Here is an 11136-nt window from a genome sequence, read left to right on the forward strand (position 1 = left end):
GTGTAAGGCCGCGCAAGACTTTGCACTAGTTTGCAGATGATCTTGCACAAGTCAAAATAGGGAGAGGGGAGTAAAGTTACCCAATATTGCAGACGTTTCGTCAGCATCGAGTAACGTAGTTGGCAATCGCTTCAACCTGAGTTACATTTTAAAAGCCACTTTTGAGTGGCTTTTTATCCTAGTCTTCTTTCGACAACTCGATTGTTTCTGGTCGAAACAAATCGGATGCCTTATCACTCCCCTTGAACCAAACGCACCTCACATAAGTTGCCATACCCTTAGAATCAGGAATCTCCTCAAATGCAGACATTGTCATTTTTGGGCCGCCACTCTTTAATCGAACCACATCACCTGGTTTAAAACCGCCGTTCATAAAACCTCCGCTAAGTTAACTTGTAAAATATTACTCTACTTGTGCAACCACTCTGTATCCTGCTTTATCATTCAGGAACTCCTGTACTACCTTTAACATGAACTGGCCGTCGTTTTTAGTCATGAAAGATGCCCAAAGTTGCAGTCCAGCTTTTGGGGTTCAATTCAAAACTAGTGGCTTTTTATCTTGGACTCTTCCATCACAAGGCAAAGTTTATTTTGGCTGATAGTGTTTCTCTGTAAACCCATCGGTTACGTCTTCATTTGGAACACTAATAGACGGCCCAATCCTCACACCATTAATTGACTCTATTACTCGACTAGTTGCAAACCGAGTTGATTGAATGTATTCGTCCTGAATGGCACTATAGACCTTGAATGGATAGACTTCAGTGGTATTTCCTGATTGAGCAATGATTGACATATGAACCTCCTTTTGAGTATCAAGCAGTTGTTGGGAATTTTACTAAATAAATAATTTTTTTAAGGTATCTTGAATTGAAGACCACGCACTAAAAATGCCAGCAATGACTAAAAATAGTGCAAAAATTATTGAAATAGTACCAAAAAAACGATTTCTTCCCCATTTTTCCTTTAAGAGGTTAATAAGAGTTGGCCTGCTTTCAAATAACTTTGCATTGAATATTTCTGCTTCTGCTTTGGATTTTCCCCAAACACTTTGAAATGTAATATCAAAGTACTGGTACTCTTCTAAGCCATTCGGCGACATCGAGGCCGCAATGTCACCTGCATTTTTTTCGAGAATTCCTTGCACTGCATCCTTTTCTTGCGACAAGCGACTTAAGAATATTCTTGCTGTGTCAAATAGGTAATTTTCATCATATTTGTCCGAGTCCGAAGAAATTGCATGCTTATAATCTTCCAAGGCGCCTTTACAGTAGTTCTCCATATAATCAGCGCAAATTCTTACTGTCGAATTTATATACATGCTGGAATACCAAGTATTGGTGCTCATCATGTTACTGCGAAGTTCTTTCAAGCGATCGTTCAATAGGGTAGTTTCGGTATGCGATCTTGAATCAAGTAGCGCAGCTAATTGCTCTCTCATTTTGGTCTCTACCCGTTGTTGATTGCCAATTCAGCCAAAGAATACACAAGCACGATAAAAGTATGCAGATTGACAGACGCCCAAGCTGAACCAAGGACCGTACATTTACCTTTTACGACATTTAAATGACAGATAAACATTAATTCTAAAACTGATTTAACGCAAGGGACAATGTTACTTAATTAATATTTTCAACCTAAAAATGAATCATGTGTGCAGCAGTCCACTCAAGATAGGCGGCTTTTTCATACCGCCAATTGGCTAATTGTATTATGTAACTACTATTAATCGCTCCGCGATCCACTCCGCGACTTGCGGGACAACGGCGTTTCCGGCAGCATGAGTTTCCGCAAAGTTGGCCGCATCCAGTCCCCGGCAAATCCCATTATTTTCAACCTCTCCGATCCGCTCAACCATCTTATGCCTGTGTTCTCCGGCAAAGACGAGGCCCGAACCACTGATATTGATTTGTGAGGTTGCGCTCCCTGATAGAAGGGTAGGATAAGCCCATCCATCGACTTCTGCGGGGTAGTTTGCCGGGCTCGTCGAGCCAGAAAAAGTTCCCACTGCTGCGGCGTCAGCCAGCAGCTCAATTGGGGGGTGCTGTCCAAGACCTGCGACCAGGAAAACGCGACGGCGGCGCGTGGGGACTCCGAAATACTGAGCATTAAGCACTCTCCAGTATCCCACATACCCGCAGTCGGCAAGGGATTCGACGACCGTCTGGAAGTCTCTGCCATCTTTGCTATGTAGCAGCCCGACGACGTTCTCAAGGACCACCCATTTAGGCCGAAGCTCGTCAAGGATGCGGATGACTTCGTAGAAGAGGCCCGTTCTGTGGCCTTCAAGTCCTTTTCTTCTTCCCATGCTGCTAACGTCTTGGCAGGGGAATCCCCCGACGATGACATCAACTGGTTCAAGGTTTTGCTTTCCGCATTCTCTGACATCGTTAAACTGTTTAGCATGTGGGAATCGGTCTGCAAGGACTGCCCGGCAAACTGGGTTGATTTCAATCTGCCATCTTGTTTCATATCCTGCGTTCTCAAATCCGAGATCAAATCCGCCGATACCTGCGAAGAGACTACCGACTGTTGGTTTCTTTGTTGCATACATGATTTTCCTCTATGTTAAATAAGGACGCTCTGTGGCGTTCATCATGTTCACTCTTGGTGCTCAATTCATTTAAAGCTTTGCATCTGGGGCATTTGATACTGAGCCTAATGTATTCACCTGCTCCCAACTTCTTACTGCAATTTCCACATCGTATTTCCTGCATTTAACGCTCCGTGATACTATGCGCCCCACCTGTACAGGTGGCAGGGCCTTGGTTTGAGCGCAGTGCATGCTGCTTCTCAGATGACTTGATCAGTGTTACCGCACTGGTCAGGTCGCTCTGTTCTAAACTTCGATGATTTGCACCGTTAAATCGGGTGCTTCACCCTCAATTACTCCGTCCTTAATAAACACCATCTTATTTATTTCTGCCTGGCCTCTGGCCGTAACTTGCGCGCCTCCAGGCAATTGAATGATGTAATGACCAGGCCGGGCTGCGATGACCTTGCCGACAAATAGCGGCGCATCGGGTATCAGGTCTTTGAATACTTTGTAAATGTTAGCCATGCGTCTGCACCTCGATAGTCTGGCGAACCTTGGACAGTTCGGCACTTAAAGACACTCCTTTAACGACACCCATCACCTGGTTTGTGTCCACGTAGCGGGCCATCTTCCCTGGCATGATGATGCCGGACTCCTGCAACACTGGCAGGCTTAGCGAGTAGGTCGCGTTGCGTCCAGTCTCAGCCAGGATTGAAATACCAAGCTGCCTGGCTGCTGCACTTTGGGTGATCAGTGCATCGGTCACCATGGGAGCCAAATTGTCGCCTGCTGATCCGGCACGCTTGACGCATCCGAGGATGCCGCCTGCAGTCGCTCCGCTCACGTAGACGGCGTTGTAATCAGGCTTGTCTGTCCAGCTAATGGACTCCTTTGTGACGGCTGCAGACGGCAATTCAATATCCGGCGTGGCGCTGGCCCATTCCCACGGTTTAACGGGGAAGCGTGGCAGTATGCGCAGGGTCAAGGCTGTCGGATCAGGCTGGATGAAAGCGCCTGCCGCATTGGCAATAGTCGTCAACGCTGACATGTAGCTGCCCTGGTGGCTCCATACGCCTGCAGGGACCAGCCAGTCTTCTATCCGCCAATCGACAGACCAGCCAATAGGCACACCGTTAATCATTAGCGCGTCATTCATCAACTGTTGCGCTGTGCGTTCAATATCGTTTTTAAACGTCAGGATGGGGCTGTACGGGTCTGCCAGCATGGCTGACAAGCCACGGCCACTGACTGATATGGTGGACTTTCCAAATGTTCGTTCGCGTTGGATATCCTCAGCCAGCAAAGAAAACTTTTGCCCGTTGACTGTGGCCTCAAGAATCACCAGGTCACCCGCCTGACCAGGCTCGACCAGTGGCAAGGCAGATGCTGGCATAGATGTCGAAAACGACCAGGTCCAACTATCCATATCAATCTGCATTTGCAGGGTCGTAGCGGGCAAAATGTGATTGCCCTCAACACGTTTGATCAGTACATCATTCAGCACGATATAAGTCCTTTTAACGGGTATGACAATGGTGTTAATCGGTGGCGCTGTCCGCTCACAAACAAACACCAGGTTGGCGTTATCTGCCCAGGGAGCGGAAAACACCAGGTCAACAGCGCTGCCCAGGGGCGGCACATAGCAAGGCGTTTTAACGGGCGGCAGGACTTCAGCCGCTTTTCCTGGTCGCGGCCTCATTGCTGACTGAAAGGCGGTACTGTCCTTTACCTGGAACCCGCTGGCCTTTTGGAAAGCGGTTTGCCCTTGCACCTGGTGCGCCTGGCCATCGCTCCAACTCGTAACGCGTACAGCCCGGCCAGTTGGCTGCATGGACTGAAACGCCAGGCGTAACTCTGTCCGAACGACTTTGGCAGACTGCCAGGCTGTATTGGCTGATACCCGCGCCCTTGGCGACATCGACGCGAAACCTGCCAGCACGCCCATTTCTGTATGGACTGCCTCGGCATGGCTGCCTGTTGCATCCGTCCGGTTACCTGTCATCGTGCGGGCCAGTTTGACCTGGCCAACTGCTTGCAAGGGCTGCGCATGCTGCCATCGATTAGCATTGGCAGAACTGCTGGCCAGCATCCTCTGATAGCTTGATTTAACGCTGCCATCAGTATGACCAGCCTTTTGCCAGGCATTGCTTGTCCTGCCCACCACTGGCCTGGCCGTGTCTGACAGATAGGTCACAACACTCTGTACCGTCATCGCTGGGAATGTTCCAGCCATCTCTCCATGAAGGTCAGGAACAGGCGGCAACACCACGTCACGCCAGCCAAATACCAAAGTAACCGGGTTCTCTACTGGCTTCTCTGAAAACACCAGCTCGACTGGCTCATAAGCCGCTGGCCCGCTACCAAACACCAGCAAAACCGGGTTTGTCAGTGGTGCATCAGAAAACAGTAAAAGGCTAGACTCAGACACTTTTTATCCCAGGACAGCCGAAGTAAGGAAGGCTTTGCCACCTTCATAAAGCTGGGTTTTCTCAAGTTTGATCACAGCGTCGCCAGCCAGGTCTGATACATCGCAATCAAAAGCAATTTCACCAGCACCAGTCATGACACGCGCCCAGGTAGCCTGGCCTGTTTTCGCTATCAGTCCAAATGTGCTGGCCGTCAGCGTCAGTACGCCTTCAGTGACCGTCCCGGCTGGCTTTGTCAGTTCTATCTGTACCAATAGCTCAGTTTCAGGTCCGGCAGGCGCAGGCTGTACGCCTGCAAAGATGCGTATCTTCGCAGGAGAGGAACCGGCATCCAAATGGGCCAGCGACCCAGCATGTCTGGCGTTTTGATGTGCCTGGGATACGCTTAAAATCATGGCATCAGTTCCGGCGTTAAATTATCAGCGACCACGGCGCGTTCATTGTGGTTGTGGTCATAGGTCAGCACCGTGTATTTAATGCCGTGGGCGATATTGGCAAATGTGAATGCACCAGTGACCGGGTCGCTCCAGGTTTCGCGGACTAGCAAACCATCTTTTTCACGTATGAGCCTTACCCTGGTAGACACGGCGGCATCTGGTGTGCCTTTGACTTTCGTCACGCCAGATATGCGGCCACGGCCACCAAACAACAGGTCACTTTCTCTGTTCCTGGTTGTGCCAACTGGCAGCGGTTTTAAGGCTGCAGACTGTGTTGTGGCTGCATACACGCGCCTCGCTAAATTCGCGGTCCTGGAATAAATGTCTGACCGTGTTGTGTCCGCAGCACCTGGCGGTGTGAAGTTTCCAGTGTACCTTGCAACACCTGCAGTAAAACGCACGTCGTCTATATAGGACTGCGAACCTTGAACACCTCTTGCAGAGCCAATCGTATTCATCTTAAATGCGCCAGACACTGTCGGCGCGTTTGCGCCTGCCACACCATTGATATAGAGATAGAGTTTGTCAGCAGAACGCACTGCTGCAACGTGGTGCCAGGTATTCAGGCTTAAGGTTCCAGTGTTGCCCGTATTGTTTGGATAGAAAATCAGGGTCGTATCGTAAAGATATAGCCCGGCTTCGCCATTGCTGACCATCAGCGCAGCATAGCTAACTGGCGCACTACGGAGATATACCCAGCATTCGATAGTCCAATCACCACTACCCAGGATCACATCAGGAAACGTCAAATAGTCAGGACTACCATTCACCTTTAAGCTGGAGCCACCGAATTTACTCTGTTCGGTCGAGAGCTTCGCCCCTCCATTAACTGAAATGGATATGCCTTTTGCGCCAGCGTTCTCTATGGTTGTGCTGTTGTTCGCGCCATCAAAGGGCAGGATAAGTGGCGTATTTAAAAAGAATGGATCAGCCATGCGCTATCTCCATGGTCCGGTAGTATCGAACAAGACCACGCCATTAATCGACCCGGTAGAAACTACGGCGCGCAGCGTCCTGCCTGCAAGATCAGCCTGGCCTATGACTATGTCTTTTGTGCTAAGCGCGTTAAATGCATTCGCCTGTGGTATCGCATACACGCCAGGTAAATTGCCTCTATAGCTTTTGCTGCCAAATTCACAGAGCGCAAAATTAACGGCATAGACCCCACCGTCTGCGCCGTTCGGGAAAGACATCGCTGCACTCACATTGCCAGAATAATTGCCAGTGTCTCCATTCATGAGCGGAAACGTTCTAACCATAGGTATGGATGAACCTAGACCAGTGTAGGAACGCGGGAAATGAATGTCTGCCTGGCTTGTAATAGAGTAGTAGAGTTGCGCAGAGTTGGCCTGGTAGGAGTTGTTCAACGCTGTAGGGTTGCCAGTGATAGCGCATGCATAAGCATCACCGCTGGTTTTAGTCGGCAAGATATCACCAAAAAAAGTAATCTCTGGAACTGTGGGATAAGACGTGCTTGGATACCTGACCAGATAGAACATCCTGCCATCTGCAAACACCAGCCAGGCCCGCGCAGTTGCATCTGTTGTACCGGACTTTTGCCACCAGTATCCACCTGTTACCTGGGCATTGGTTGGAAATGGACCAGAGCCAGTGTTAATGTCTGCCATAGTTTCGTAACCAATGGCGCGGGTGTGTATCGTGCCTGCATCGTCCAGGCGCAAGTAACACCCGGTTGACTGTACATCATTGGGCTTGTAGGCGGCTGTATTGGTCGCTGTGTAAGCCTTGGCCCAGCCAGCACCAGCCAGCTTTGCTGTGATAGTGCCAGTTGCGGTCTGGTTTGATATGCCAGTTGTGACGAACGATATTGAATTGGCAGTAATAGCAGTTACCCTGGCTTCGCCGTTTAGTTCTGCAGGCGATGTAACACCAGCCACCAGCGCCACAGTGCCTACAGTGAAGCTGTGGCCAGCGCCCACGTTTAGGGTGGCTACATTGCCCGCAACGACTGCAGACGTGACAGAGACCAGGCCAAAGCCATTGATCAGGCAGGCATCTAAGACAGCGATCATGCTGCCCGCCAGGCCAGACAAGACTGGCGCGCCTGGCATATCAGAACTAAAGTATTTAACTGTTGTGTTTGGCATGTTTTACTCTCAAGGTTGATCAATGTCACCACGCACCAGGAGCGTGAATTTATCGTTGTTGGTAGTTGGTGGCCCCTGCAGGATGGTCCTGGCCACCCAGACAGGATTAGTCGCGCCGATGGTGTTAAACCGCAAAACGTTACCCACTGCCCAGCCGGAACCAAAGCCGATGGCTTTCAAGGTGAAATATGGCACGTTGGCCGCTGGGTTGATTGGCGAACTGTCAGCAGTGGTAGAGCCTGTACCGATCACACCAACGTGTTCGCCGATGATGTCAAAGCTGGTGGTATTCGTGAACCGGATTGCCCAGCGTTCCGTCAGTGCGCCCTTATTGGTCACCACGATAGGTGCAAGCGTGTCGTTGTATGTGCCTTGCGCATCTGCACCGTTGACCGTGTCCTGCCAAGTATTGTTGAATGTCGCCTGGTCGAACAGCACGGACACGCGGGCGTGTGTGTCGCCTATGATCATGGCGCTGGATACGTAAGACCCGACCGGGAAGTTGTGCGTTAATGCCCTGGATAGTGTCAATTGCCCGTTAATCTGTGCGTCCGTGACCATGGCCATGTCTTCGATACGATGCTCAACTGTCACAGGCATAACGTAGCTGGACACGTCCACGAAAGTGATGGTCCCGGCCTCCAGGTCTTGCGTGTAGCCAGCGCTGATCACCTGGCCATTGCCACCTATCACACGAATGCGCGACAAGCGCACCCTGGCACAGTTGATGGTCTGGCCGTTGACCACTGCTCCTGGATTGATGGTGGCAGTATGGCCGACCACCACAAAGCTACCTTGGCGGAAAATAGGCACTTTGCCATCTGTCGGCAGGCGTACTGGGTCAAGGCCCAGGATGTTTTGATCAAGTGGCAGGTAGGAATAACCGACAGCGTTATAGCGTAGCGAGTCAGTTTTAACGGCACTGGTCTTGACGTATTTAACGCCCGCAATCCCCAGGTAAGTCAGATTCATCACGCCTGGGTCATTGGCGTGGGTGTCGTCCACTGCAGTGCCAAAACGCAGGGAGCAAATGCCGTTATTAAAATCAACGATCCCAAAAACACCAGAAGCCGGATTATTGATGATGCCATTTATGTCTGGCGTGACAGAGAAATTATCACCGTTCTGTTTTGTGCCGTCCAGGGTAAAGCCGCCGTTAAAGAGTGGCGCAACGGCTGTCCTGAAGGTAACAGCATCTGTCAGGGCTGCAGTGCCTTCGGATTCAATGCCAGCGATACTGCTGGGCGTGTTGGCAGCTCCTGCAGCCCAGTCACTCAGCACCACACCATTGACGCTTGAAACTGTCCCTACGGAGCCACAGAGCGTGCCTGTGCCTGTCGTCAGGGATATGTCACGCACCAGGCGATTATCCGAGGTAACAAAGTGACGTTTGCCGCTGAGGTTAAAGGCTGACGGCACAGGGGCGCTCGGCATAAACAGACTATCGACTGTGAAATTGTAGGTCTGGCCAGTGCCATCTGAACCCACGTACATGATTTCTGCAGCGTTATGCTGCGTACCTGTCCACCATGCCCAGGGCGCGGTCATTTCACCAGGCGGCGTGGCTGCGCCGTTCTGTATGTTCAGCGTGCGGGTGTATAAGGTCTTGCTGATGACCTGGCCAAACTGTACAGAGCCATCCGGCAGAAAGCTGGTGCTCTGATAGTTGTTTTCTTCTTTCTTGTAGCCGCCTACGGTTTTGAATAGGGTGCATTCGCCTGTGGTGTAGTTAATGGAGCCTACCGTTAAATTGCTGTCGTAATTGGCGATTTGCAGATGGCCAGCGCCATCGTCGATGACTTTCAGCAGTTCTTGTTTTCCGGCGCTGGATGAATACCAGGTCTGGCCACTGTAGTTCGTGTACACCGACATAAGGAAGGTGGTGGGCCTGACTGGGCCTGCGACTGAGAACGTCCAGCTAGCACCGCCGTCCGCAAACGCTGGGATGGGACCAATGATTGCAGCGGCATTGGTGGTGGTCATGACCACTGCTGCATTTTTAGCGGGCAGTGTCTTAGGGCAGAAATGTACTTTACCTGTCGCGTAGTTTACTGTCCCGGTAGCGTCACCAGTTAACGCACCATTGCTGTCCGTGGCTGTGCGGGCCGCGCCATCGTTCCAAGTCAGCATGAGGGAACCTGGCTTGATTGCGTCGTTGATGGTGACGACCTTGCCAAAGGCTTTGACCTGGTCGCCAGCCTGGCCAGGGATCAGCGCCATGGGGCGGGAGGTGGATGTATCGACCCATTGCAGGATGATCTGGCTGCCCACGTCCGGCAACGTCCCCAGGGTCACGGAAACCGTCCCTGTTGAGAAATTAACCGATCCTGCACCTATGACGCTTTCTGAACCACGAATAGCACCAGAACCATCATCGCTCAATACGTACCAGCGGGACAATGCCCGGTAACTGACTTGCAGGGTTCCACGCGCCGGGATGGACGCGATGGAAAACACCCAGTTTGCGCGCTGGCCCTGGGCTGTGACAGGTACGCCTATCGATGATGTGACGGATGTGGGCGTGTCTGCAGGCGTGTAAGTGTAGGTAGTGTTGTTTGTGCCTGTGCCAAAAATATTGGTGGATACGGATACCACGCCGTTTTCATAATCGATTGCGCCCACTGCGATATCAGCGTTAAGCAATACGCCGCCTTTATCTGTCACGGTTACACTGCCGACCGACAGACTAAACGAGCCTGGCAGTATCTTGCCGCCTATGTACAGCGCTTGCGACTTGTTCAAAGCTGCATTCACCGTGTTGGTGTATGGTTCCCCGGCCTTGAGCAAGGGTAATGCCCTCTGGCTCATACGCGCATCTGCAATGGGTACTTCCACCCGTGTGCTGGGTACAAGCTGCGTAAAGATGCTGGAACCTTTAACGACGAGGTCGCCAGTGGCTGCGGCCTGCACCAGCGGGACCACGCCATAGTAGCGGGCAGCATCAGCCACAATAGTGGAAAACATGCGGGTCTTGCCGATGTAATCGCTGGCTGTTGGTTCGGTGCGTGTGGCATCGAGGCCAGCAAAATCGGCTGTCAGTGCATCACTCAGCGTTAAAGAAACTTCCAGGCGGGTGAAGTCACCAGTCACGTCTGTGAAGGTGCGGACGCGGGAAGACGCGGCTATAATTTTTACGTATTGCTCTAGCTGTGTCGGCAGGCCGTCATTCTTGCGCATGACCAGCGTATCTCCTACTGCAGGCGCTGGAATGCTTTCGCGCTGCAGGAGCGTGACAATGCGCTGGCCAGCGATATGGTCGCCGAACAGGTTGCCGGGATACCTCGCACCCAGGGACAGATAAGACTCAATCCTGCCTTTAGCAGATGCCCTGGTATCAAACACCTGGCCAGTAGAAAACAGGGTGACTGACACTTTAGGGTCTGTCGGTGGCTCAGCCACGATCACATTTGCGCCAAAGTAGGTGTCCACACTGTTTGTCAGGACAGATGCAAACACCTTGCGCAAGTTGACACGGCCACCAGCTCTATCCAGCTCGGATATGTCCGGGAAAATGCTGTTGCTTGTACCGTCCACTATGGCTGTGGCAGTGGGACCGCCGCCGCCTTCGGGTACATCGTCCATTACTCTGGATGTCACCAGGGCGACATCGCCCGCTTGTATAGGCATCG

Annotated in this window: 10 protein-coding genes; all 10 read right to left on the reverse strand. The window is 51.5% G+C overall.

The features are described 5' to 3' along the window. Positions 1-178: 178 nt before the first annotated feature. Complete coding sequence (locus tag Q8K39_RS25030; RefSeq protein ID WP_370868669.1) at positions 179-373, reverse strand: YodC family protein; 195 nt, start codon at positions 371-373, stop codon at positions 179-181. Positions 374-838: 465 nt separating this feature from the next. Then, positions 839-1441, reverse strand: a complete 603-nt coding sequence (locus Q8K39_RS22685; protein ID WP_305263437.1) for a hypothetical protein — start codon at positions 1439-1441, stop codon at positions 839-841. A 270-nt stretch (positions 1442-1711) separates the two neighbouring features. Next, positions 1712-2554 carry a DNA cytosine methyltransferase gene (locus tag Q8K39_RS22690; protein WP_305263438.1) on the reverse strand — a complete coding sequence of 281 codons (843 nt, stop codon included), beginning with the start codon at positions 2552-2554 and terminating at the stop codon, positions 1712-1714. Then, positions 2523-2717: a Com family DNA-binding transcriptional regulator gene (locus Q8K39_RS22695; protein ID WP_305263439.1), complete on the reverse strand. Its 195-nt coding sequence runs from the start codon at positions 2715-2717 to the stop codon at positions 2523-2525. Before Q8K39_RS22695 ends, Q8K39_RS22690 begins: the two co-directional genes overlap by 32 nt. A gap of 122 nt (positions 2718-2839) precedes the next feature. Further along, positions 2840-3061, reverse strand: coding sequence for a hypothetical protein (locus tag Q8K39_RS22700; protein ID WP_305263440.1), 222 nt, complete (start codon positions 3059-3061; stop codon positions 2840-2842). Then, positions 3054-4964 (reverse strand): hypothetical protein, encoded by a 1911-nt coding sequence (locus Q8K39_RS22705; RefSeq protein ID WP_305263441.1) that lies wholly within the window; start codon positions 4962-4964, stop codon positions 3054-3056. The genes Q8K39_RS22700 and Q8K39_RS22705 overlap by 8 nt, the downstream gene beginning before the upstream one ends. 3 nt (positions 4965-4967) lie before the next feature. Further along, a complete protein-coding gene (locus Q8K39_RS22710; RefSeq protein WP_305263442.1) occupies positions 4968-5357 on the reverse strand; it encodes a hypothetical protein in 390 nt (129 codons plus the stop codon). Continuing rightward, the gene (locus Q8K39_RS22715; protein ID WP_305263443.1) at positions 5354-6334 is read right to left on the reverse strand and encodes a LamG domain-containing protein; all 981 of its coding nucleotides are present in this window, start codon (positions 6332-6334) and stop codon (positions 5354-5356) included. The genes Q8K39_RS22710 and Q8K39_RS22715 overlap by 4 nt, the downstream gene beginning before the upstream one ends. 3 nt (positions 6335-6337) lie before the next feature. Continuing rightward, positions 6338-7507 carry a hypothetical protein gene (locus Q8K39_RS22720; protein ID WP_305263444.1) on the reverse strand — a complete coding sequence of 390 codons (1170 nt, stop codon included), beginning with the start codon at positions 7505-7507 and terminating at the stop codon, positions 6338-6340. 9 nt (positions 7508-7516) lie between these two features. Continuing rightward, positions 7517-11134: a hypothetical protein gene (locus Q8K39_RS22725; protein ID WP_305263445.1), complete on the reverse strand. Its 3618-nt coding sequence runs from the start codon at positions 11132-11134 to the stop codon at positions 7517-7519. Positions 11135-11136: the final 2 nt, after the last annotated feature.

It is taken from the genome of Undibacterium sp. (assembly GCF_030683615.1).
Taxonomy (GTDB): domain Bacteria; phylum Pseudomonadota; class Gammaproteobacteria; order Burkholderiales; family Burkholderiaceae_D; genus Undibacterium; species Undibacterium umbellatum.

Excerpts from the sequence above, each read along its gene's own strand:
- Q8K39_RS25030 (WP_370868669.1), bottom strand. The coding sequence starts at position 373 with ATGAACGGCGGTTTTAAACCAGGTGATGTGGTTCGATTAAAGAGTGGC.
- Q8K39_RS22690 (WP_305263438.1), bottom strand. The coding sequence starts at position 2,554 with ATGTATGCAACAAAGAAACCAACAGTCGGTAGTCTCTTCGCAGGTATC.
- Q8K39_RS22720 (WP_305263444.1), bottom strand. The coding sequence starts at position 7,507 with ATGCCAAACACAACAGTTAAATACTTTAGTTCTGATATGCCAGGCGCG.
- Q8K39_RS22700 (WP_305263440.1), bottom strand. The coding sequence starts at position 3,061 with ATGGCTAACATTTACAAAGTATTCAAAGACCTGATACCCGATGCGCCG.
- Q8K39_RS22710 (WP_305263442.1), bottom strand. The coding sequence starts at position 5,357 with ATGATTTTAAGCGTATCCCAGGCACATCAAAACGCCAGACATGCTGGG.
- Q8K39_RS22685 (WP_305263437.1), bottom strand. The coding sequence starts at position 1,441 with ATGAGAGAGCAATTAGCTGCGCTACTTGATTCAAGATCGCATACCGAA.
- Q8K39_RS22725 (WP_305263445.1), bottom strand. The coding sequence starts at position 11,134 with ATGCCTATACAAGCGGGCGATGTCGCCCTGGTGACATCCAGAGTAATG.
- Q8K39_RS22695 (WP_305263439.1), bottom strand. The coding sequence starts at position 2,717 with ATGCAGGAAATACGATGTGGAAATTGCAGTAAGAAGTTGGGAGCAGGT.
- Q8K39_RS22715 (WP_305263443.1), bottom strand. The coding sequence starts at position 6,334 with ATGGCTGATCCATTCTTTTTAAATACGCCACTTATCCTGCCCTTTGAT.